We start from the raw sequence: 22,727 nt of genomic DNA on the forward strand, positions 1-22,727 counted from the left end.
ACATATAGGGCAGCTAGTGACACAAATGGCTGGCTGTATTCAGGGGCGAAGTGGTCGAATGGTGGCTGTTGAAGATTGCAGGAGAGACAGCCCATGAACAAGAACATGCTTGCGGTGGCACTGGCGGCCTTGCTGGTGGGAGGCGTTGCGGTAGCCGCGTACAACAGTTTCAACAGTGGTGCGGACAGCACTGCATCGGTTGCACCGACGGGTTTTGATGTGGCCACGTCGGACGGCGCGGCTGCGGGATCTGCCGGCGACTTCATGGGGAGTGGCGATATTTCCCCCATCGCCCCGGCTGACCAGCTTGAGTATGCCGACGTTGTTCGTGTTGAGCCGGTCAAGCAGAAGCAGAAGCTGTACGCCACCGTCATCGGCACCGACCCGGTGCGCGAGACCAGCACTGTCGCCACGCCGCGGCAGGTCTGTGAGGACGTGGTCGTGCAGGAGCGTGCGCCGGAACGTGACGGCAATGTGGGCGGTACCGTTGTCGGTGCGGTCGTCGGCGGCCTGCTGGGCAACCAGGTCGGACGCGGCAACGGACGCAAGGCCGCCACGGCCGCGGGTGCCGTCGCCGGCGGCTTTGTGGGCAACCGGGTCGATCGCAATCATGTAGGCGGGCAGGTGGTGGAGCGGGTCGATACCCAGTGCCGGACGGTCTCCGACACCGCCCAGTCGACCAAGGTCGTCGGCTACAACGTGACCTACCGCAACCCGGATGGCACCACGGGCACCATGCGTACCGAAAGCAAGCCGGGCGAGAAGATCGCGTTGGGAAGCGAGGACGAGGTGATCGGGTATGACGTCACCTACCGTTACCACGGCCAGGAACGCACGCTGCGCATGGACGAGCGTCCGGGCGACCGTTTGCCGGTGATCGACGGCAAGGTCGTGACCCAGACCGCTGCGGTGGGCGGCTCGGAGCGGGGCTGATCGCGATACCAGCAACATCCTGAATCGACAGGGCCGGTTATCCGGCCCTGTTCTTTTTTGGGGCATCGACTTTTCGGGCCATGGCCATTTGAATCATGCTCTTCCGGGTTCGGCTTGCCTGGGCGGGAGGTCGGCGAGGGTGCCTTAGTTTCGGGCGGCTGCTTACAATGGGCCTTTTCCCCAGCATGAGTTCGCCATGGCCCTGCACCCTTACGACCTGTACGACACCCGTTCCCTGTTGAGCGAGGAGGAGCGCGCCGTGCAGGACACGGTGGCGCGCTTCACCGACGAGCGCGTGCTGCCGATCATCGGCAATGCGTTCGATGAAGCTCGCTTCCCGAAGGAGCTGGTGCCGGAGATCGCCGCGCTCGGCCTGCTGGGCGCGACCCTGCCGGAACAGTACGGCGGTGGCGGCCTGAATTCGGTCAGCTACGGCCTGATCTGCCAGGAACTGGAGCGCGGCGACAGCGGCATCCGCAGCTTCGTCTCGGTGCAGTCCTCGCTGTGCATGTACCCGATCTTTGCGTACGGCACCGAGGAGCAGAAGCAGCGTTGGCTGCCGTCGATGGCGCGTGGCGAGACGATCGGCTGTTTCGGCCTGACCGAGGCGCACGGCGGCTCCGACCCGGCGACGATGAAGACCCACGCCAAAAAGGACGGCAGCGACTGGGTGCTCAACGGCTCCAAGATGTGGATCACCAACGGCAACCTGGCCGACATCGCGATCGTCTGGGCGCAGACCGACGACGGCATCCAGGGCTTCGTGGTCGAGAAGGGCATGGCCGGTTTCGCGGCGCAGGAGATCAAGCACAAGATGAGCCTGCGCGCGTCGGTCACCAGCTCGCTGTTCTTCGACAACGTGCGCGTGCCCGAAGCCAACCGGCTGCCGAACGTCAAGGGTCTGAAGGGCCCGCTGGGCTGCCTGACCCAGGCCCGCTACGGCATCACCTGGGGCCCGATCGGCGCGGCGATCGCCTGCCTGGACGAGGCGTTGAACTACTCGAAGGAGCGCATCCTGTTCGGCCGTCCGGTGGCGGCGACGCAATCGGCTCAATTGAAGCTGGCCGACATGGCGCGGCGGATCACGATGGCGCAGCTGATGGTGGTGCAACTGGGCCGTTTGAAGGACGCCGGTACGATGGCCCCGACCCAGGTCAGCCTGGCGAAGTGGAACAATTGCCGCATGGCGATCGACATCGCCCGCCAGTGCCGCGACCTGCTCGGCGGCGCCGGCATCACCACCGAACACTGCGCGATCCGCCACGCGCTGAACCTGGAGTCGGTGATCACCTACGAGGGCACCGAGACCGTGCACCAGCTGGTGGTCGGCCGCGAACTGACGGGCATCAACGCCTTCTAAAAGCGCCGCTTCCGCCTTCTGGAAGCGGTGCAGACTCCCTTCTTCCGCACCGACGGAAGAAGGTGCCCGAAGGGCGGATGAGGGCAGGGGTGACCGGAGATGCGGCGCAGTGCCGGCTTCTCACCCGTCCCCACCCAGGCCCTCTCCTGCAACCGGTAGAGAAGCTCGCCCTCGCATGCTCTGGTCGGTGGCGAGCGTCCCAATCCCACTCAACTCCCGCAGGCCCATCCGGATCCGTCCATGACCACTGCATCCCAGCTCGGCCCGACACTGGAAACCTCCCGCTTGATTCTGCGTCCCACGCAGTTGGTGGACTTCGAGGGCGTGGCGGAGATGCTGGGTGACGAGGAGGCGGCCCGTTACATCGGCGGTCACATGCCGCGCGCGGCGGCGTGGCGGAAATTCCTGCAGATGCCGGGTGCATGGGCGCTGCAAGGTTTTGCCATGTTTTCGGTTATCGACAAGGGCAGCGGCGAATGGCTGGGGCAGACCGGTCCCTGGCATCCGGACGGGTGGCCCGGTCCCGAGATCGGCTGGTCGTTTCGCCATTCCGCGTGGGGTCGAGGCTATGCGTTGGAGGCGGCGACGGCCGCGACCGAATGGGCATTCGAGAAGCTCGAATGGCCCGAGGTGATCCACTCGATCGATTCCGAAAACCAGGCATCGCAGCGCCTGGCGCAGCGACTGGGTTCGAGCTTGCTGCGGATGGGGCAATTGCCGGCCCCTTACGAGGCGACCCCGGTTCAGATCTGGGGGCAGACCCGCGAGCAGTGGCGCCGCCGCAAGGCGCACGCGCCGCCGTGAGGAATGCGCGTGATCGCGTTGATGCCGTGCCAGCAACCCTGACAATTTCCTTCTTTCCATTTGCAACCTCTTGCCAGCAGGCAGAGGCGGAGTCCTGACGATGTCGACCGTGCCTACCTCCATTCCCGCGCGCATGCGGGGCCTCAACCGCGCCGAAATCTGCGACGTCAATTTCACCGAATACGTGGAGCAGTGGGATGGCCGGGCAGCTTCCCCGCCGGCGGCGGATGCGCCGATCCTGCCCGGCAGTGCGCTGGATGCGAAAGGCTTTCGCGAGCTGTTCGAGTCGCAACTGGTCAGCCGCCACCTCGACCTGATGGCGCGCGTGCTGCGGGTGCAGAACAAGGTCTTCTACACGATCGGATCGTCCGGCCACGAGGGCAACGCGATGGTCGCGCGCGCCACCCGGCACACCGATCCGGCATTCCTGCATTACCGCAGCGGCGGCTTCATGGCCGAGCGTTTCCGCAAGTTGCCCGGAATGGATCCGGCGATGGATTCGGCGCTGAGCTTCGCCGCCAGCAAGGACGATCCGGCCAGCGGCGGCCGCCACAAGGTCTGGGGCAGCAAGCCGTTGTGGGTGTTGCCGCAGACCTCGACCATCGCCTCCCACCTGCCGAAGGCGCTGGGCACGGCGGTTGCGATCGAGACCGGCAAGCGGCTCGGCCACGCGCTGCCGATCCCCGACGACAGCATCACGATCTGCTCGTTCGGCGACGCCTCCAGCAACCACGCCACCGCGCAGACCGCGTTCAACGCCGCGGCGTGGACGGCGTACCAGAAGCTGCCGGCGCCGGTGCTGTTCGTGTGCGAGGACAACGGCATCGGCATCTCGGTGAAGACCCCCAATGGCTGGATCGCGCAGAATTTCTCGCGGCGGCCGGACCTGGACTATTTCGCCGCCGATGGGTTGGATCTCGCGACCGGCTATGCCGACGTCCAGCGCGCGGTCGAGCATTGCCGCACGACCCGCCGGCCGACCTTCCTTCACTTGCGCACGACCCGGATCATGGGCCACGCCGGCACCGACTTCGAGATCGAATGGCGTTCGCTGGAAGAGCTGTGCGCGGTGGAGGCGACCGATCCGCTGCTGCGTTCGGCCGCGATCGCGCTGGAGTCCGGCCTGATGTCGAAGGACGAGGTGCTCGCGCTGTACGAGAGCACCCGCCGGCGTTGCTTCGCCGCCGCCGAAGAGGCCGACCGCCGTCCCAAGCTGGACACGCTGGCCGAGGTCATCGCGCCGCTTGCGCCGTACTCGCCGGACAAGGTGATGACCGAGGCGGAACGTGCCGACTTCGGCCCGCGTCGGCTGGAAGTGTTCGGCGGGGAGGCGAAGCTGCCCGAGAACCAGCCGCCGCGCCACCTGGCGATCCAGATCAACCAGGCGTTGCACGACACGTTTGCGAAGTATCCCGAGGCGTTGCTGTTCGGCGAGGACGTGGCGCAGAAGGGCGGCGTCTACACCGTCACCAAGGGTCTGCAGAAGGCGTTCGGCCCGCGCCGCGTGTTCAACACCCTGCTCGACGAGACGATGATCCTCGGCATGGCGCAGGGGTTTGCGAACGTCGGCATGCTGCCGATCCCGGAAATCCAGTACCTGGCGTACTTCCACAACGCCTGCGACCAGATCCGCGGCGAGGCCGCCAGCCTGCAGTTCTTCAGCAACAACCAGTACGCCAACCCGATGGTGGTGCGCATCGCCGGACTGGGCTACCAGCGCGGTTTTGGCGGCCACTTCCACAACGACAACTCGATCACCGCGCTGCGTGACATCCCCGGGCTGGTGGTCGGTTGCCCGTCGCGGGGCGACGATGCGGTGACGATGCTGCGGACCCTGACCGCGCTGGCCAGGGTCGACGGACGCGTCAGTGTGTTCCTGGAGCCGATCGCGCTGTACATGACCAAGGACCTGCACGAGCCCGGCGACGGCGGCTGGCTGACGACCTATCCCGCGCCGGGCGAGGCGATGACCCTGGGCGAGGGCCGGGCGTACGCCGATGACGGCGCTTCCGGCAGCGACGGCGATGAGCTGGTCGTGTTCACCTACGGCAACGGCGTGCCGATGAGCCTGCGTGCCGCGCGCAGGATCCGGGAGACCCATGGGTGGCCGGTGAAGATCGTCGACCTGCGTTGGCTGGTGCCGCTCAACGACGCGTACATCGTGGAACAGGCGCGCCATGCAAAACGGATCCTCGTCGTCGACGAGGGCCGCCGCAGCGCCGGCGTAGGCGAGGGCGTGATCACCGCGCTGGCCGAAGGCGGCCTCGGCTCCGTCCCGTTGCAGCGGGTCGTGGGCGTGGATACCTACACCCCGTTGGCGGGAGCGGCGTTCCTGGTCATTCCCGGCGAAGAGGACATTGTCGTCGCCGCCGACCGGCTGGCAGCGAGTCCGGCCTGATGACCGCCGGCGCACCGGGTCAGCTCGGCCCGGTGCGCTCGCTTCAAGCGGGCCCGGAAGGATGGTTTAGCGGGCCAAGCCGTCCTTCAAGCTGGCCTCGCGCACCGGCTGGCCGTCGACGCTGAGCGCAGACGCAGCGTGTTCCAGCGGCAGGACCGCCAGCGCGACATGGCGGTCACCGGTACTTGCACTGGCGACGATGCGACCGAGGGTGGCATCGGCGGCGATGACATCCGCGCCGACCGTGACCGGTGCGTCCGCTTCCAGCAACGCCAGCCCGCGCTTGGCCTTGCCGAGGAAATGCGTGCGCGCGACGATTTCCTGCCCCGGGTAGCAGCCTTTCCTGATGCTGAAACCGCGCAGTCGCTCCAGCGACAGCTGCTGCGGCGTCCATTGTTCGACCTGCGAGTCATCCAGCCGCGGCAGGCCGTGTTCGAGGTCGGCCAGTTGCCACCGTGAAGCGGCGGTTTCGTCGACATCGGCATCCGTCGCAAGGGAGATACGCAACTGGCGTGACGCGCCTTCGCCGCCCATGTCCAGTTCGATCGCATCGTCGGCGGCGAGCGTGATCCCATTGCTTTCCGGATTGCCGGCCGCGCTGTCCGCAGCAGTCACGGGGTGCGCGAACTGCCCGCTGACCTGCAGGTCATCACGGGCAGTGATCGTCACCTTGCTGCGGAACAGGAACCCGCGCAGGCGGGCGGCGAGCGTTTCGGGATCGGCATCGGGCAGCAGCAGCCACAGGGTTTCCTCGTCCCGCCGGAGCAGCGCGAACAGGGCGATCACGCGCCCCTTCGGCGTCAGCCAGCCATTCCACTGCCACTGCCCGGCATCGAGCGCGGCGACATCGTTCATGAATTGGGCCTGGGAGAATGCGATCGCATCGCGTCCCTGGAAGGTCAGGACACGGTGGCCGGGCAACGCAAAAAACGGGCCATCAGCGGGTTGCGACTTGTCAGACATAGGGGCGGGAACTAAGCTTGGACCCCGTGATGATAGGCCAAACCCCTTCCGAGACCGATTCCGAGGTGTCCTCCGAGATGCCCGTTCCGTCGAGTCCGGAAACCACCGAAGCGCCGTCGCCGCTGCCCGAGTACGGAGGTCGTGACGGGCCCGATCCCACGCGTTACGGCGACTGGGAAAAGAACGGCCGCTGCATCGATTTCTGACGTCGTACGCCGACGCCACATCCCGACATAACGCATCACACAGACCCTCGTCCCCGGACGCCGGATTTTCGCCACGCGGCCCTGCCGCCCAGCCCAGAGAGCGCCGTTGCCCATGGCCAGCCAACGTCCCATATCCCCGCACATCCAGGTCTATCGCTGGCAAGTCCAGATGGTGACCTCGATCCTGCATCGTGCCAGCGGCATCGTGCTTGCCCTGGGCAGCCTGTTGTTCGTCTGGGGTCTGGTCGCGCTTGCGGCCGGCCCGGCGCAGTGGTTCGACTTCAGCGACTGCATCCGCTCCGTGCCGGGCTTCGTGATCCTGTTTGGCTGGAGCTGGGCGCTGGCCTACCACCTGGTCAACGGCATCCGCCACCTGATCCAGGACGCGGGCTGGGCATTCCAGATCAAGGATTTCGTTCGCAACAGCTGGACCACGATCATCGTCAGCCTGGTGGTCACCGCGCTGATCTGGTTCGCGGCCATGCAACAGTGGGGTGCCGCATGAGCAGCAACAACCAGCCGCAGGGCTACCTGCGCAATCCCCTCAAGCGTGCGCGCGGCCTGGGTTCGGCGAAGGACGGCACCCATCACTTCATCATCCAGCGGATCACCGCGGTCGCCCTGGTGTTCCTGTCGATCTACGTGGTCTTTCTGCTGCTGTCGCTGGTCGGCAGCGACTACGCCAGCGTCCGCGCCAGCGTGGCTGCGCCGTTCAATGCGGTGCTGCTGATCGCGTTCCTGATCGCCTCGTTCTGGCACGCCAAGCTGGGCATGCAGGTGGTGATCGAGGATTACGTGCATACCCCATGGCTGGCGGTCACCTCGCAGCTTGCGGTCATCTTCATCTGCGTGCTCGCGGCTCTCGCCAGCGTGTTCGCGGTCATTCGCATTGCGCTCGGGGGCTGACGTGCAGGCTTACAAGATCCAGGAACACAAATTCGACATGGTCGTGGTGGGGGCCGGCGGCGCCGGTCTGCGCGCCACCTTCGGTCTCGCCCAGAAGGGTTTGAAGACGGCCTGCATCACCAAGGTATTCCCGACCCGTTCGCACACCGTCGCCGCGCAGGGTGGTGTCGCCGCCGCGCTGGGCAACATGGGCGAGGACGACTGGCGTTACCACTTCTACGACACCGTCAAGGGCTCGGATTGGCTGGGCGACCAGGACGCGATCGAGTACATGTGCCGCGAGGCGATCCCGGCGATCATCGAGCTGGAGCACCAGGGCGTGCCGTTCTCGCGCACTCCGGAAGGCAAGATCTACCAGCGTCCGTTCGGCGGCATGACCACCAAGTACGGCGAAGGCCCGGCGGCCCAGCGCACCTGCGCGGCAGCCGACCGCACCGGCCACGCGATCCTGCACACGCTGTACCAGCAGTCGCTGGCGCACCACGCGGAATTCTTCATCGAGTACTTCGCGCTCGATCTGATCATGGATGCCGAGGGCGTCTGCCGCGGCGTGCTGGCGCTCGACATGGCCGAAGGCACGCTGCACCTGTTCCGCGCCCAGGGCACGGTGCTGGCGACCGGCGGCTACGGCCGTGCGTACTTCTCGGCGACCTCCGCGCATACCTGCACCGGCGACGGCAACGGCATGGCGCTGCGTGCCGGGCTGGCGCTGCAGGACATGGAGTTCGTGCAGTTCCATCCGACCGGCATCTACGGTGCCGGCTGCCTGATCACCGAAGGTGTCCGGGGCGAGGGCGGCATCCTGCGCAACGCCAATGGCGAGCGCTTCATGGAGCGCTACGCGCCGTCCGCCAAGGACCTGGCCTCGCGTGACGTGGTCAGCCGCGCGATGACGATGGAGATCCGCGAGGGTCGCGGCGTCGGCGAGCACAAGGACCACATGCTGCTGGACCTGACCCATCTGGGTCCGGAAGTGATCCACGAGAAGCTCCCCGGCATCGCCGAGTCCGCGCGCATTTTCGCCAACGTCGATGTCGAGAAGCAGCCGATCCCGGTGATCCCGACCGTCCACTACAACATGGGCGGCGTGCCGACCAACTACCACGGCGAAGTGGTGCAGCTGAAGGATGGCAATCCGGATGCGGTCGTGCCGGGCCTGTACGCGATCGGCGAGGCTGCCTGCGTGTCCGTGCACGGTGCCAACCGGCTGGGTTCCAACTCGCTGCTCGACCTGGTGGTGTTCGGTCGTGCGGTGGCCAACCGCTGCGCCGAGACGCTTACGCCCGGCGCCGCACATCCGGACCTGCCGGCCGATGCCTGCGACGCGTCGCTTGCACACCTGGACAAGCTGCGCAATGCCAACGGCGGCACCCCGACCGCGGTCATCCGCGATCAGATGCAGCGCGCCATGCAGGCCGACGCCGCGGTGTTCCGTACCGAGGAGACGCTTGCCGATGGCGTCAAGCGGATCCGCGAGATCCGCGAATCCTTCGATGACGTCAAGGTCACGGACCGCTCGCTGATCTGGAACTCGGACCTGGTTGAGACCTTCGAGCTGTCCAACCTGCTGGGCCAGGCCCTGGCGACGATTGTCTGTGCCGAGAACCGTACCGAATCGCGCGGCGCCCACGCCCGCGACGACTACCCGGAGCGCGACGACGTCAACTGGCACAAGCACTCGCTGTGCTGGGTCGACGACAAGGGCAATACCCAGATCGATTACCGCCCGGTGCACATGTACACCCTGACCGACGAGGTGGACGTGGTTCCGCCGAAGAAGCGGGTGTACTGACCGGCACGTTGGCTCGACACGTTGGCTCACAAGGACGTCGCAATGCGGACGTCCGGAGAGATCTGGTTTTTCCCGGCGTACCCGTTTCCGAGAGGACCGGGGCGCCCTTGATACGGAACTGGTGCAGCAATGGCCGAATTCGCGCTTCCCAAAAACTCGCAGATCCAGAAAGGCCGGCATTTCGATTCGCCGGGCGCGAAGCAGCCGCGCACCTTCCGGGTCTATCGCTGGAACCCCGACGACGGCCTGAATCCGCGCGTGGACACCTATGAGGTGGACATGGCCAGCTGCGGCCCGATGGTTCTGGACGCGCTGATCAAGATCAAGAACGAGATCGACCCGACCCTGACCTTCCGCCGCTCCTGCCGCGAGGGCATCTGCGGTTCGTGCGCGATGAACATCGACGGCACCAACACGCTGGCCTGCACCAAGGCGATCGAGGATTGCAGCAGCGGCGACGTGCCGATCTATCCGCTGCCGGCGATGGAAGTGGTCAAGGACCTGGTGCCCGATCTGACCCATTTCTACGCCCAGTACGCATCGATCAAGCCGTGGATCCGTACCGCGAGCCCGGCACCGAGCGACCGTGAGCGCCTGCAGTCGCCGGAGGACCGCAAGAAGCTCGACGGCCTCTACGAATGCATCCTGTGCGGCTGCTGCACCGCGGGCTGCCCAAGCCACTGGTGGAACGGCGACCGCTACCTCGGCCCGGCGGTGTTGCTGCAGGCGTACCGCTGGATCGTCGACAGCCGCGACGAGGATACCGGCGCGCGCCTGGACGACCTGGAAGACCCGTTCAAGCTGTATCGCTGCCACACCATCCTGAACTGCACCCGCACCTGCCCGAAGGGCTTGAACCCGGCCAGGGCGATCGCCGAGATCAAGAAGCTGATGGTGGCCCGCCGGACCTGATCGTCCGGACCTGACCGTCCCGAACTCTCCGTCTGGGCTGCCCTTCTGGGCCAGGCGATGGCAAGGGTCGGAGTGGTTTCAAAGGGCGCGCACGCTGCGCGCCCTTTCCTTTGGGAGGAACGCATGGAGAGGCACGCATGAGCAATCAGGCGATTTTTCTGCCGGCACTGGTCATGGTGGCGCTGACCATCGTGGTCTGGTTCCGCATGTACTTCATGCGCGTCGCCCAGATGAAGCGCGATCGCATCCATCCGCAGGCCGTGGCCAGTTCCGCCCAGTCCGCCGCGCTGCTGACCGACAGCCGCGCCGCCGACAACTTCCGCAATCTGTTCGAGCTGCCGGTGCTGTTCTACCTCGCGCTGGTGGTGGCAGCGGTGTCGGGACTGGTGACCGGCACGCTGCTCGTGCTGGCGTGGCTGTTCGTCACCTTGCGGGTGCTGCACAGCGCGATCCACTGCACCTACAACAAGGTCATGCACCGCTTCAAGGCCTACCTCGCCGGCGGCATGGTGCTGTGGGCGATCTGGGTGGTCCTGGCTGTGGGGCTGTTGCGATGAACGACGCCGACGAACTCGAGCTGCGCCGCCTGCGCTGGAAATGCCGTCGCGGGATGCGTGAGCTGGACCAGTTGTTCGGCCGTTATCTGGATCGCGAATGGCGGCAGGCTCCCGAGCCGCAACGCGGGGTATTCCTACGCCTGCTGGATTGCGAGGACGATAAGCTCTGGCACTGGTTCATGGGCCACGAGACTCCCGCCGATGCCGAACTCGCCAACCTGGTCCAGCACATCCGCAACCTGCCGGCTTGAGTGGCGGCCGTCGCGCTGGCTGATCGGCTCGTTGTCCGGCCTGGGGCTGTCTGCCGCACTGTCGTTGCTGGCCGCCGACCTGCCACCACTGGTTGCCTGGCCTGGCGCGGTGGTAGCGATGGCTTATGGCATGTGGCTCGCCCGGCGGGAAGCCGGCAAGCCGATGGTCGAGCTGTGCCTCCGCGATGGCGTGGTGACCGTGGATGGCGAGCCGGTCGACCGGTTCCAGGTCGACTGGCGCGGCTCGCTCGCATTCGTGCGCTGGCAGGCGGCGCCACATCGTGACACGCGACAACGCGGTGGATCACCACGCAGGCGGCGACTGGTCTGGTGGCCCGATACGCTCGCTGCGGCGGAGCGTCGTGAACTGCGGCTGGCCGCACCGCCCGAAACTCCTGCCCGCACCGCACGTTCGATGGCACCATAGCCGGCTATGTTCAAACCCATCCCTGTCGCCATCGGCCTGCGCTACCTGCGCGCCAAACGCCGCAATGGCTTTATCTCCTTCATCTCCCTGGCCTCCATCCTCGGCATCGCGCTGGGCGTGGCGGCGCTGATCACCACCCTGGCGGTGATGAGCGGTTTCCAGCAGGAGATCCGCGACCGCATGCTGCAGATGGCCGCCCATGCGACCGTCAGTGCCTTCGGCGAACCGCTGGCCGACTGGCAGCGTGCCGTCGACCTGGCGCTCGCCGACCCGCGCGTGGCCGGGGCTGCACCCTACGTCGAGAAGGAAGCGCTGCTCAACGGCCCCCGCCAGCAGCCGGCGATGGTGCGGGGCGTGGTGCCGGCCGACGAGCGTACGGTGTCGGTGCTGGGCGACAAGATGGTCGCCGGCACGCTGGAGTCGCTGGAACCGGGCAGTTTCAACATCGTGCTGGGCCGCGAACTGGCTGCCTGGATCGGCGTCGGTGTCGGCGACAGCGTGGTGATGACCATCGCCGAGTTCAACAGCACGCCGGTGGGCGCGATGCCGCGCGTCAAGCGCTTCACTGTGAGTGGCATCTTCGAGGTCGGCTACAACGAATACGACCGCAGCATGGCCTTCAGCAACATGGCCGACATGCAGCGACTGATGCGGATGCAGGAAGGGGTCACCGGCGTACGCCTGAAGCTGCACGACATGAACCTGGCCTGGGACGTCGCCCGCGATCTGGCGCTCGAACTCGGCGGCCCGTACCGCGTCAGCGACTGGACCACCGACAACGCCAACATGTTCCGTGCGCTGAAGATGGAGAAGACCCTGATGGCGATCCTGCTGTCGCTGATCATCGCAATGGGCGCGTTCAACCTCGTCTCCTCGCAGGTCATGCTGGTCACCGACAAGCAGGCCGACATCGCGATCATGCGCACCTTCGGTCTGTCGCCGCGCGGGGTGATGCAGGTGTTCATGGTGCAGGGCAGCCTGATCGGCGTGATCGGCACCTTGATCGGCGTGATCAGCGGCATCGTGTTGACGCTGAATCTGGAGAACATCCTGTTCGCGATCGAAAAAGTGTTCGGCGTCAGCCTGCTGCCCGAGGACGTCTATTACATCACCGGCCTGCCGACCGACCTGAAGCCCGAGGACGTGCTGGCGATCACTGCCGTCGCGCTGGTGATGGCGTTCCTGGCGACCATCTACCCGGCCTGGCGCGCGGCCCGCACGCCGCCGGCGGAGGCGCTGCGTTATGAGTGAGGCCATGCACGACGCCGGCAACGGTCCGGTTCTGGGTTGCACCGGGCTGGGCATGGTGTACGCCGAGGGCAAGCTGCGCACACCGGTGTTCGACGGACTGCAACTGGAGGTCCGCAAGGGCGAGACCGTCGCCATCGTCGGCGCGTCCGGTGCCGGCAAGAGCACGCTGCTGCACCTGCTCGGTGGCCTGGATACGCCGACCGCGGGCGAGGTGTTCGTGGCCGGGCAGAAGATGAGCGAGCTGTCCGATGCCGCGCGCGGCAGGCTGCGCAACCGGGCACTGGGCTTCGTCTACCAGTTCCACCACCTGCTGCCCGAATTCACCGCGCTCGAGAACGTGATGCTGCCGGTGATGCTGGGCGGCGCCAAGGTACCCGAAGCCGAACGGCGCGCGCGGGAATTGCTGGAAGCCGTCGGGCTTGGCCATCGACTCGAGCACAAGCCCGGCGAACTGTCGGGCGGCGAACGCCAGCGGGCTGCCGTGGCGCGCGCGCTGGTTAACCGGCCGGCCTGTGTACTGGGTGACGAGCCGACCGGCAACCTGGATGAAAAGACCGCGGCCAACGTGTTCGACCAGATGCTCGGACTCAACCGCGAGCAACACACCAGTCTGGTGGTGGTGACCCACGATCGACGCCTTGCCCGGCGCCTGGATCGGGTGTTGGAACTGCGTGAGGGCAAGTTGCACGAGTTGGCGATGCGGGCCGTCTAGGTCAGGGAAGCTTCCGCCAGCGAATCATCGACGGAAGCCAAAATTGCAGGTGTAGACCATGAACGATGCGGCAGGGACGCCGCCGTCCAAACCGGCGAAGGCCATTGCCTTCGATGCGGTTCGAAGTGCAAGGATGGCCGCGCAAACGGACCACGTGGGTTTCGCGCCGCTGGGCGTGGCGGTCGCGCTGGCATTGCTGGCGGGCATTTCCGCCGCCTTGTGGCTTCCCGTGCTGGCGCCATTGCCACTGCTGCTGGTTACGGCCATTGCCGGTGTGTTGATGTGGTGGCGGGCAGGGCGGCTGCGCTGGCTTGGCCCGTTGCTGTTTGGTTTCGCCTTGGCGGGCCTGCACGCCGGCCATGCGTTGTCGATCCAGCTTCCGGTGGATTGGGAAAAGCGCGAGGTCACGGTGCAGGGGCGCATCGTGGAGCTGCCTGATCACCAGCCGCGGCGCACCGGTTTCCTGCTGCGTGTCGACAATGAGCCCACCCAGCCCGAGCCGCTTCGAGGCCGATTGCTGCGTCTGTCGTGGTACGACCTGCACGACGGAACCGGCACCGGGCGTGACGGATTGCGGGCGGGGCAGCACTGGCAACTGACGGCCCGGATCCGCGCCCCTCGCGGACTGCGCAACCCGGGCGGGTTCGACAGCGAGAAGCACGCCTTCGCGGGTCGCCTGACCGCCACCGGCTACGTGCGCAATCCGGAAACCACCCGTCTGTTGTCTCCTGCAAAAGGGCTGAATGCCTGGCGCGAAGCCATGTCCGAACGGGTCGTGGCGGCGACGCCTCCCACCTCGGCGCGTTTCATCGCCGCGCTGGCGCTGGGTGACACGCGTGGCCTGGAGGACGCCGACTGGCACATCCTGCGCGCCAACGGCCTGACCCACCTGATCGCGATTTCCGGCTTCCATGTCGGACTGGTGGCGGGCTTTTTCGCGCTGTTCGTCGCTGGCATCTGGTGGCTGTGGCCCGCATTGGGGAGGCGCTGCCCGCGCCCGGTGGCTGCGGCGGTGGCCGGCTTGCTGGGTGCGGCCCTGTATGCGGCGGTCGCCGGGTTCGCATTGCCGACGGTGCGCACAGTGCTGATGATCGCCGTGGTCGCCGGCTTGCGCGGCGTGAGGCGCAGGTCCACGGCGTTCGACGCCTTGGCGCTGGCGGCGATCGCGGTCCTGCTGGTCGATCCGCTGTCCGCCCTGAGCGCCGGTTTCTGGCTGAGTTTCTTCGGCGTCGCCTGGTTGCTGTGGTGCCTGCCGACGGCAGGACGCAAGCCGCTGCGCGATCTGGTGTCGGCGCAGGGCGTCGCCACCGTCGGCCTGTTGCCGCTGAGTGCGGTGCTGTTCGATCAGGCCTCGGTGGTGGGACCGCTGGCGAATCTGCTCGCGGTGCCGTGGTGGAGCCTGGTGGTGGTGCCGCTGGCGTTGGCCGGGACCGGGCTGGAGTTCCTGCACGACGGCTGGGGCGCATGGCCCTGGCAGGCGGCGGCGTGGTGTTTCGACCTGAGCTGGCCGTTGTTCGAGTGGCTGGCCGGCAGCGAGCTGGCCCTGTGGTGGCTGCGGGAGTCGCGCTGGTTCGCGTTGCCGCTGGCGATGTTCGGCGCGTTCTGGCTGCTGTTGCCGCGCGGCTTGCCGGGCCGCCCGCTGGCGTTGCTGTTGTGGTTGCCGCTGTTGTGGCCGGCACGCGACCTGCCCGGGCCGGGCGAGGCGGAAATCCGGGTGCTGGACGTCGGCCAGGGCCTGTCCATCCTGGTGCGTACCGCCGGCCACACCTTGTTGTACGACATGGGGCCGGCCACACGCGACGGCTTCGATGCGGGCGAGCGGGTGGTGGTGCCGGCACTGCATGCGCTCGGGGTGCGGCAGCTCGACCGCGCGATCGCCAGCCACGGCGACAACGACCACGCCGGGGGATTTTCGGCAATCCGCGCCAAGGCGCCGGTATCGATCGCGCTGTCGCCGGAGGGTTCCGGCGTGACCGACACCCGGCCGTGCGTGGCGGGCGAGGGCTGGCAGTGGGATGGCGTGACCTTCCGTTTCCTGCATCCGCCGCCGCATTTTCCGTACCTTGGCAACGAGGCCAGTTGTGTGCTGCGGATCGAGACCGCGCACGGCAACGCCTTGCTGACCGGAGACATCGGCGAAGTGATCGAACGCGATCTGGTGCGCCGCAGTCTCCAAGACCCGGAAGCCGGGCTGGCTGCGGATGTCGTGGTGATCGCCCACCACGGCAGCGCCGGTGCCTCCGATCCGGCCTTCATTGCCGCCACCGGGGCGCGTCATGCGCTGGTCTCCAGCGGCCACGGCAATCGCTTCGGCCATCCCCGGCCCGAGGTGCTGGCCCGCTGGCGGGCCGGTGGCGCACAGGTGCTGGACACCGCGGAAGGCGGGGCGCTCAGGGTGCGGCTCACAACCGGCGACCTGATGGTGGAAACGCGACGCCGCGCACACCCGCGGTTGTGGGATGCGGTACGGCGTGCGAACGGAGCGTCGGCGGACGAGACGGCTGAGCTATCCTATCGGCCGGATTGAATCGGCCCCGGGCCGGAGGTTGGCGCGTGCTGGAACTGGTCAAGGCGGGTGGGTGGCCGATGATCCCGCTGTTGCTGTTGTCGGCGCTGGCATTGGCGCTGATCGTCGAACGTGCCTGGACCTTGCGTCGCACCCAGGTGTTGCCGCCCGGACTGGGCAAGGAAGTCCGCAGCTGGGCGAGTGGCGGTAAGCTCGATCCGGCGCATATCGATTCGTTGCGGGCGACGTCCCCGCTGGGTGCGTTGCTGGCCGCGGCGCTGGACGTACGCCACCGCCCGCGCGAACAGATCCGCGAGCGCATCGAGGACGTCGGCCGGCATCTGGTACACGGCATGGAGCGCTACCTCAACACCCTGGGCTCGATCGCGTCCGCCGGCCCCTTGCTGGGTCTGTTCGGTACCGTGGTCGGCATGATCCAGCTGTTCCTGGGCATCCTCGACCACGGCATCGGTGACGTGAACCAGTTGGCCGGTGGCATCGGCAAGGCGCTGGTGTGCACGGCCGCGGGCATGGTCGTCGCGATTCCCGCGTTGATGGCGCACCGCTGGTTCCGTGGTCGCATCGCCGGTTACATCGTGGAGATGGAGCACGAGGCGATGCAGTTGCTGGATACGCTCGACACGCCCGTCCAGCCGGCTGCGGACAAGGTCTGGCCGCGCACTGCCGCGCTGGTCGACTGAGCCTGCATGCGCATTCGCGACCACCGTGGCGATGACGAGCCCGAGATCAGCCTGGTTCCGCTGATCGACGTGATCCTGGTCATGATCATTTTCTTCGTGGTCACCGCCACGTTTGATGCGCGCTCGGTGATCCAGCTCGAACTGCCCCGCGCGACCGGCGAGCAGGTCGACGCGGCGCAGCCGCTGGTCGTGCTGGTCAATGCCCAGGGCCGGTATTTCGTCGACGACCGCGAAGTGCTCCGCGATGACGTGGAGTCGCTGAAGGCGACCATCGCCGAAGTGGCGGGCAGCGACCGCGAGCGTCCGGTGATGTTGCGTGCCGACGCCCGCACGCCCTACCAGGCCGTGGTCACGGTGTACGACGCGCTGGGCCAGCTGGGCTTCCGCCGCATCATGAGCGCCACCGCATCGCCGGCCACACCCGGCCTCGACGCCGGAGCATCCCCGTGACCGCCCCGGTGTCGCCGTGGCCCACTTACCACCGCCTGATCGGCCTGTCACGCCCATATCGTCTGCTGTTGCTGGCGGGCCTGGCCGGCATGGTGATCGAAGCGGCGGCCGGGGCCGGTTTCACCTGGCTGATGAAGCCGATCATCGACGACACCTTCATCAACAAGGATGCGCAGCTCAGCGTGCTGCTGCCGCTGGCGATCGTCGGCCTGTTCCTGCTGCGCGGCATCGCCGGCTATGTCACCGACATGGCGATGGCGCGGTCGGGCCGCAGCATCGCCCGCGACATGCGGGTGCAGGTGCTGGCGAAGTACCTCCGCCTGCCCGGACTGCGATTCGACACCGAGCCGGTGTCCTCGATGCTGACCCGGCTGGGTTCCGACAGCGACCAGGTGGCGCAGGCCGCCATCGATGCCATGAAGGTGATGCTGCAGCAGTCGCTGCAGGTGATCGCCATGCTGACGGTGATGCTCTGGGCCAGCTGGAAGGTGACGGTCGCCGTGTTCCTGCTGGCGCCGCCGCTGGCCTGGGTCATGGACAAGGTCGGCCGTCGCTACCGCAAGATCAGCCATCGGATCCAGGAGAGCGGGGCGCAGTTGCTGCAACTGGCCGACCAGTCGCTGTCCAACCAGCAGGAAGTGAAGGTCTATGGCGCCCAGCGGACCGAGCTCGACCGCTACGCCGCGCAGGCCAACACGCATCTCAAACTCAGCCTGAAGGTGGAATCCACCCGCAGCATCTCCTCGGCGATGGTCCAGCTGATGGGCGCGGTCGGACTGGCGGCGTTGCTGTTCATGGCGGGTCGGGAAGCACTGGCCGGGCGATTGACGGCAGGCGGTTTCGTTTTGCTGATGACCTCGATGATGGCGATCATCCCGTCGATCAAGCAGCTCACCAACGTGCAGGGAATGCTGCAGCGTGGCGTGGCATCGGCCGAACGCCTGTTCGACGTGCTGGGCGCGGCCGACGAGGTGGACGAGGGAACCCGGCCGCTCCAGCAAACGGGCGGCCTGATCGAGTTCCGCAACGTCACCGCGGGCTATCCGGGCCAGCCCCGGCCGGCGCTGGAAAATGCGAGCTTCATTGCCCGGCCGGGCACGGTCACGGCGATCGTCGGCCGCTCCGGCAGCGGCAAATCAACGTTGATCAAATTGATTCCGCGGTTCTATGAAGCCCAGTCGGGCGAGATCCTGCTGGACGGCCATCCATTGCGTGACTACCCGTTGGCCGACCTGCGCCGCCAGATCGGCCTGGTGGGTCAGCAGGTCATGCTGTTCGACGGCACCGTGGCCGCGAACGTGGCCTACGGCGAACTGGAGCAGACGATGCCCGAGGCGCTGGGGCAGGCCATCGGCGGCGCCAATGCGATGGAGTTCGTCGAGCGCCTCCCCGAAGGCGTGGAGACGGCCATCGGCCCCAAGGGCGGTCGTCTGTCCGGGGGCCAGCGCCAACGTCTGGCGATCGCCCGGGCGATGCTGAAAGACGCGCCGATTCTTATCCTCGACGAAGCCACCGCCGCGCTGGACACCGAATCGGAGCGGCTGGTGCAGGACGCACTGGAGCGTTTGATGCCCGACCGCACCACGCTGGTGATCGCCCACCGCCTGTCGACGATCGAGCACGCTGACCAGGTGCTGGTGCTCGACGAGGGCCGCATCGTGGAACGCGGCACCCATCCGGAGCTGCTGGCACTCGACGGCCTGTACGCGCACCTGCACCGGATGCAGTTCCGGGAGCCGCAATGAGCGTCGGCCCCGGCGTCCGTCGCGAGCACCAGCCTCCGTACTGGTACGGCGATGCGCCGGTGCCGTTGTACGCGCGCGCGCTGGCCGGGGTGTACGCCGCCGTCAGCGGCCTCAGGCGCTGGCTGTACCGCGTCGGCGTGTTGCGGCGCAGCCATCCCGGCATTCCGGTGGTGGTGGTGGGCAACATCACCGCCGGCGGCGCCGGCAAGACCCCGCTGACGATCGCGCTGGCCGAGCGCCTGCGTCGTGAGGGCTGGAACCCGGGCGTGGCCAGTCGCGGTTACGGTCGCGCCGATGCGGCCAACCCGGTCTGGGTCGAGGCGACCACCGAGCCCACCATCGGCGGCGACGAGCCGGTGCTGATTGCGCGTCGTACCGGCGTCAGGCTGCGGGCCGACCGCGACCGCGCCGCCGCGGCCAGGGCGCTGGCCAAGGCCGGTTGCGACATCGTGCTGTGCGACGACGGCCTGCAGCATTACCGGCTCAGGCGCGATATCGAGATCGAGGTCGTCGATGGCCGCCGCCGCTACGGCAACGGCCTGCTGCTGCCCGCCGGACCGCTGCGCGAGCGGCCGGAGCGCGGCACCCGGTGCGACTTCCGGGTCATCAACATCGCCAATGCGCCGGGCGGCAACGGCAATACCAATGGCAGCCAGACCGGCTTCGGCGAATGGCCGATGCGGCTGGTGGCCGACCGCGCGGTGCCGGTGCGTGGAGGCCGTCCGCGCGCGTTGCCGACTTTTGCCGGGCATCGGGTGCATGCGGTCGCCGGCATCGGCAATCCGGAGCGGTTCTTCGCGATGCTGCGCGGGCTGGGCATCGCGGTGGTGCCGCACGCCTTCGCCGACCACCACCGCTATCGCGCCGAGGATTTCGAGTTCGGCAGCCCGTTGCCGGTGCTGATGACCGAAAAGGACGCGGTCAAGTGCGCCGAATTCGCGACCGATGCGTTCTACAGCGTGCCGGTCAGCGCCGAACTGCCGGAAGCGTTCTGGGTGTCGTTGCTGGACAAGCTGGCGCAGGTCAAAAAACATGGGTCCTGATGCGATGGGCATGGCAGCGGCCGGCGTTGCCGCGGAGGCTTTCACGGATTTCGTCGTCGCGATTCCCGCGCGCCATGACGCCAGCCGGTTGCCGGGAAAGCCGCTGCGGCTGATTGCCGGCGAACCGATGGTGCTGCACGTCGCCCGCCGTGCGCTCGCGGCCGGCGCGCGTGAGGTCTGGGTGGCCGCCGATGACGAGCGCATCGCGGCGGCGCTGGCCGATGCCGGCGTGCGCGTGGCCATGACCTCCACCGCGCACGCCTCCGGCACCGATCGTCTGGCCGAGTGCGCGGGCATCGCCGGCTGGAGCGACGACACCATCGTGGTCAACCTGCAGGGTGACGAGCCGTTCGCGCCTGCTGCCGGCATCCGCGCGGTGGCGGAGTTGCTGCGCGACAGCGGCGCGGAGATGGCGACGCTGGCCGCGCCGGTGACCGACGTGGAAACCCTGCTCGATCCCAACGCGGTCAAGCTGGTGCGCGCCGACAACGGCGACGCGCTGTATTTCAGCCGGGCGCCGATCCCGTGGCCGCGCGAGGCGTTTGCGAAGGCGCGGACATCCACCCGGACATCCATGCCCGAAGGCGGCCATTGGCTGCGGCATATCGGCATCTACGCGTACCGCGCCGGCTTCCTGCAGCGCTTCGCCGCGATGCCGCCGGGGCGGCTGGAGCAGATCGAATTGCTGGAACAGTTGCGGGCGCTCGAAGCCGGTTGCCGCATCGCCGTCGCACTGACGCCGGAGCCGTTCCCGCCCGGCGTCGACACCCCCGAAGACCTGGTCCGCGCCGAGGCCCGGATGAGCGGCCATGGCTGAGCCAGTGCGCCTGCTGGTCGTCTGCCTGGGCAACATCTGCCGGTCACCGATGGCCGAAGGCGCATTGCGCGCGCGGATCGAGGCGGCGGGGCTGGGCCGACGGGTGAAGATCGATTCCGCCGGCACCGGCGACTGGCACGTCGGCAATCCGCCTGACCCGCGTTCGATCCGCACCGCCAAAGGGCACGGTATCGATATCGCCGGCCTGCGCGGCCGGCAAGTCTCGCCCGCCGACTTCGACCGCTTCGACTGGCTGCTGTGCGCCGACCGCAGCAACCTGCGCGACGTGCGGGCGCTGGCGCCGGATGCCGCCGCGCGCGACAAGGTCGCGTTGCTCCTGGATTGGGCCGGCGTCGAGGCCGGGGGTGAGATCCCCGACCCGTATACCGGCGGGACCGGGCATTTCGAGCAGGTGTGGGAGATGCTGGACCGCGCTGCGGACGGTGTCCTGGCGCGCATTCGCTAGCCGGCTTCTGTCCGGTTTTTATTGTTGCCCGAGCGTCAGCCTGCTCGCATTGCCAGCCACTCGATCGCCCGCACCGAGCCGTACAACAACCCTCCGATCAGCGCGCCGATCGCGGTGCCGTTGTAGCGGATGTACTGAAGGTCGCTGCCGACACTGAGCTCCAGCTCCCGCACCAGTTCGCGCGTGTCCCAGCGGGCGACGCGCTCGACGATGAAGTCGCGGATGTTGCTGCGGTATTTCCCGATCAGCGGCTCCACCGTGCCGATCACCCAGTGGTTGAGCCATTGCTGCATCACCGGATCGCTGGCGAGTTTTTCGCCGATGAGCCGCGCACCTTCGGCGGCCTTGCGGGCGATGTCGGAATCGTCACGTTGCAGATCGTCGTGCAGCCAGTCCAGTACCTGTGACCACAGCTTGCGCAGCGTGCGCGGCAATGCCGGGTCGTCCAGCAACCGGTCGCGCAGGCCGGCACATTTGCGTTGCAGCGTCGGGTCGGTTTTCAGCCGGTCGATGAATTCCGCCACATAGACATCGAAACGCAGGCGCAGTTCATGATCCGGGGCATCGGCCATCTCGCGGATGAGGTCGCTGACGCCCGCAACGATCTTCGCAGCCAGTTTTTCGGCCACGGGGTCATCGAGTCGAGTGAGTCGCAGGACCGACCACAACTGCGGCGAGATCTTGCCGGCGATCATGTGTTGGGTGTCCTCGTTGCCCAGCAACTCGCCCAGGTCGCGCAGCACGCTGTCCAGCACGGTCTGGTGGCGCCGGTCGCGGGTGAGGACTTCCAGCAGCTGGCTGGCCAGCGCGGCGGCGTCCGTGCGTTGCAACTGCTCGCGGGCGAGGGCGTGGAGAAACCGGTGCAGGCGGTCGCTGTCGAGCAACGCCAGCAGGTGCGGTGCCAGGTTGACCACAAAGCCGCCGACCTTGGCGGCGTGGACCGGATCGGCCAGTGTCGCGGCCAGACGGGACCCGGGATTGAACTGCTCCAGCTTGTGCAGCACTTCCGGGGGATCCAGGAAGTGGTCGCAGATGAAGTTGGCCAGCGCACGCCCCAGGGCGACCTTCTTGTTCGGAATGATCGCGGTGTGCGGGATCCAGCGCTGCCCGAGCGGGTGGCCGAACAGCGCCACCACCGCGAACCAGTCGGCCAGGCCGCCGACCATCGCCGCCTCGGCCATCGCCACCAGCAGGTCGAAGCCCCAGTGCGGATAGCTGATCCGCAACCACGTGCCGACCGCGAATACCGCAGCGGCGACGGCCAGCATGACCAGCGCAATGCGCTTGCGCCGTGCCAGCGCCGTTGCGCGATCCGGCAGTGGCGCGGCCTCGCGACCGGTCTGGGGGTGCATGGATTCGCCCGGGTCAGCGGTCATGATGGCGGGGGGCGTGGTTCAGCATGAGCAGCTTGGCGGTCTCCGAAAGGGGCTTGCCCTGACGCATAATCTGCCCCATCCATGGAGTCCATGCGCGCCTTTTCTCTTCTTTCGGTACATTGCCGCCCCCGATCGGATGCCCGTCGCCGGG

23 protein-coding genes are annotated in these 22,727 nt (G+C 67.4%); 21 read left to right on the forward strand and 2 right to left on the reverse strand.

Annotation, left to right across the window (positions count from 1 at the left end):
* Positions 1 to 93: 93 nt before the first annotated feature.
* The 4 genes from N792_RS05305 to N792_RS05320 all read left to right on the forward strand — a co-directional run bounded on the left by N792_RS05305 (position 94) and on the right by N792_RS05320 (position 5,495).
* A complete protein-coding gene (locus N792_RS05305; RefSeq protein WP_036193204.1) occupies positions 94 to 933 on the forward strand; it encodes a glycine zipper 2TM domain-containing protein in 840 nt (279 codons plus the stop codon).
* 196 nt (positions 934 to 1,129) lie between these two features.
* Positions 1,130 to 2,293: an acyl-CoA dehydrogenase family protein gene (locus N792_RS05310; RefSeq protein ID WP_036193205.1), complete on the forward strand. Its 1,164-nt coding sequence runs from the start codon at positions 1,130 to 1,132 to the stop codon at positions 2,291 to 2,293.
* Between the two features lie 240 nt (positions 2,294 to 2,533).
* The gene (locus N792_RS05315) at positions 2,534 to 3,097 is read left to right on the forward strand and encodes a GNAT family N-acetyltransferase (RefSeq protein ID WP_036193206.1); all 564 of its coding nucleotides are present in this window, start codon (positions 2,534 to 2,536) and stop codon (positions 3,095 to 3,097) included.
* A 100-nt stretch (positions 3,098 to 3,197) separates the two neighbouring features.
* Positions 3,198 to 5,495, forward strand: coding sequence for a thiamine pyrophosphate-dependent enzyme (locus N792_RS05320; protein WP_036193207.1), 2,298 nt, complete (start codon positions 3,198 to 3,200; stop codon positions 5,493 to 5,495).
* A 66-nt stretch (positions 5,496 to 5,561) separates the two neighbouring features.
* Here the strand turns inward: N792_RS05320 and ygfZ are convergent, their stop codons facing one another.
* Positions 5,562 to 6,458 (reverse strand): CAF17-like 4Fe-4S cluster assembly/insertion protein YgfZ, encoded by an 897-nt coding sequence (gene ygfZ, locus N792_RS05325; protein WP_036193208.1) that lies wholly within the window; start codon positions 6,456 to 6,458, stop codon positions 5,562 to 5,564.
* A 29-nt stretch (positions 6,459 to 6,487) separates the two neighbouring features.
* Between ygfZ and N792_RS13715 the strand changes: the two genes are divergently transcribed.
* From N792_RS13715 to N792_RS05405, 17 genes are all read left to right on the forward strand, one after another.
* A complete protein-coding gene (locus N792_RS13715) occupies positions 6,488 to 6,664 on the forward strand; it encodes a DUF1674 domain-containing protein (RefSeq protein WP_084105428.1) in 177 nt (58 codons plus the stop codon).
* A gap of 112 nt (positions 6,665 to 6,776) precedes the next feature.
* On the forward strand, positions 6,777 to 7,169 hold the full coding sequence (gene sdhC, locus N792_RS05330; protein WP_036193209.1) for a succinate dehydrogenase, cytochrome b556 subunit: 393 nt from the start codon (positions 6,777 to 6,779) through the stop codon (positions 7,167 to 7,169).
* The gene (gene sdhD / locus N792_RS05335; protein WP_036193211.1) at positions 7,166 to 7,570 is read left to right on the forward strand and encodes a succinate dehydrogenase, hydrophobic membrane anchor protein; all 405 of its coding nucleotides are present in this window, start codon (positions 7,166 to 7,168) and stop codon (positions 7,568 to 7,570) included. The genes sdhC and sdhD overlap by 4 nt, the downstream gene beginning before the upstream one ends.
* Before the next feature lies 1 nt (position 7,571).
* Positions 7,572 to 9,362, forward strand: coding sequence for a succinate dehydrogenase flavoprotein subunit (gene sdhA / locus N792_RS05340; RefSeq protein WP_036193212.1), 1,791 nt, complete (start codon positions 7,572 to 7,574; stop codon positions 9,360 to 9,362).
* A gap of 129 nt (positions 9,363 to 9,491) precedes the next feature.
* Positions 9,492 to 10,274, forward strand: coding sequence for a succinate dehydrogenase iron-sulfur subunit (locus N792_RS05345; RefSeq protein ID WP_036193213.1), 783 nt, complete (start codon positions 9,492 to 9,494; stop codon positions 10,272 to 10,274).
* A gap of 137 nt (positions 10,275 to 10,411) precedes the next feature.
* A complete protein-coding gene (locus tag N792_RS05350) occupies positions 10,412 to 10,831 on the forward strand; it encodes an MAPEG family protein (RefSeq protein WP_036193214.1) in 420 nt (139 codons plus the stop codon).
* Positions 10,828 to 11,082 (forward strand): FAD assembly factor SdhE, encoded by a 255-nt coding sequence (locus N792_RS05355; RefSeq protein ID WP_036193216.1) that lies wholly within the window; start codon positions 10,828 to 10,830, stop codon positions 11,080 to 11,082. The genes N792_RS05350 and N792_RS05355 overlap by 4 nt, the downstream gene beginning before the upstream one ends.
* Entirely contained in the window at positions 11,033 to 11,509 is a 477-nt protein-coding gene (locus N792_RS05360; RefSeq protein ID WP_052103512.1) for a hypothetical protein, read from the forward strand. Before N792_RS05355 ends, N792_RS05360 begins: the two co-directional genes overlap by 50 nt.
* 6 nt (positions 11,510 to 11,515) lie before the next feature.
* Positions 11,516 to 12,760, forward strand: a complete 1,245-nt coding sequence (locus N792_RS05365; RefSeq protein ID WP_036193217.1) for a lipoprotein-releasing ABC transporter permease subunit — start codon at positions 11,516 to 11,518, stop codon at positions 12,758 to 12,760.
* A gap of 4 nt (positions 12,761 to 12,764) precedes the next feature.
* Positions 12,765 to 13,472: a lipoprotein-releasing ABC transporter ATP-binding protein LolD gene (gene lolD, locus N792_RS05370; RefSeq protein ID WP_036193218.1), complete on the forward strand. Its 708-nt coding sequence runs from the start codon at positions 12,765 to 12,767 to the stop codon at positions 13,470 to 13,472.
* A 133-nt stretch (positions 13,473 to 13,605) separates the two neighbouring features.
* The gene (locus tag N792_RS05375; RefSeq protein ID WP_084105430.1) at positions 13,606 to 15,999 is read left to right on the forward strand and encodes a DNA internalization-related competence protein ComEC/Rec2; all 2,394 of its coding nucleotides are present in this window, start codon (positions 13,606 to 13,608) and stop codon (positions 15,997 to 15,999) included.
* Positions 16,000 to 16,025: 26 nt separating this feature from the next.
* Positions 16,026 to 16,679 carry a MotA/TolQ/ExbB proton channel family protein gene (locus N792_RS05380; protein ID WP_052103513.1) on the forward strand — a complete coding sequence of 218 codons (654 nt, stop codon included), beginning with the start codon at positions 16,026 to 16,028 and terminating at the stop codon, positions 16,677 to 16,679.
* Positions 16,680 to 16,685: 6 nt separating this feature from the next.
* Positions 16,686 to 17,129 (forward strand): ExbD/TolR family protein, encoded by a 444-nt coding sequence (locus N792_RS05385; protein ID WP_036193220.1) that lies wholly within the window; start codon positions 16,686 to 16,688, stop codon positions 17,127 to 17,129.
* A complete protein-coding gene (gene msbA, locus N792_RS05390; RefSeq protein ID WP_036193221.1) occupies positions 17,120 to 18,874 on the forward strand; it encodes a lipid A export permease/ATP-binding protein MsbA in 1,755 nt (584 codons plus the stop codon). The genes N792_RS05385 and msbA overlap by 10 nt, the downstream gene beginning before the upstream one ends.
* Positions 18,871 to 19,917, forward strand: a complete 1,047-nt coding sequence (gene lpxK / locus N792_RS05395) for a tetraacyldisaccharide 4'-kinase (RefSeq protein WP_036193222.1) — start codon at positions 18,871 to 18,873, stop codon at positions 19,915 to 19,917. Before msbA ends, lpxK begins: the two co-directional genes overlap by 4 nt.
* Positions 19,907 to 20,734 (forward strand): 3-deoxy-manno-octulosonate cytidylyltransferase, encoded by an 828-nt coding sequence (kdsB, locus tag N792_RS05400; RefSeq protein WP_052103515.1) that lies wholly within the window; start codon positions 19,907 to 19,909, stop codon positions 20,732 to 20,734. The genes lpxK and kdsB overlap by 11 nt, the downstream gene beginning before the upstream one ends.
* A 4-nt stretch (positions 20,735 to 20,738) precedes the next feature.
* On the forward strand, positions 20,739 to 21,200 hold the full coding sequence (locus tag N792_RS05405) for a low molecular weight protein-tyrosine-phosphatase (RefSeq protein ID WP_036193224.1): 462 nt from the start codon (positions 20,739 to 20,741) through the stop codon (positions 21,198 to 21,200).
* A 35-nt stretch (positions 21,201 to 21,235) separates the two neighbouring features.
* Here N792_RS05405 and N792_RS05410 read toward each other — a convergent pair whose 3' ends face one another.
* Positions 21,236 to 22,552, reverse strand: a complete 1,317-nt coding sequence (locus N792_RS05410) for a DUF445 domain-containing protein (protein ID WP_191150466.1) — start codon at positions 22,550 to 22,552, stop codon at positions 21,236 to 21,238.
* Between the last annotated feature and the right edge of the window lie 175 nt (positions 22,553 to 22,727).

The sequence above is a fragment of the Lysobacter concretionis Ko07 = DSM 16239 genome (assembly GCF_000768345.1).
GTDB lineage: Bacteria > Pseudomonadota > Gammaproteobacteria > Xanthomonadales > Xanthomonadaceae > Novilysobacter > Novilysobacter concretionis.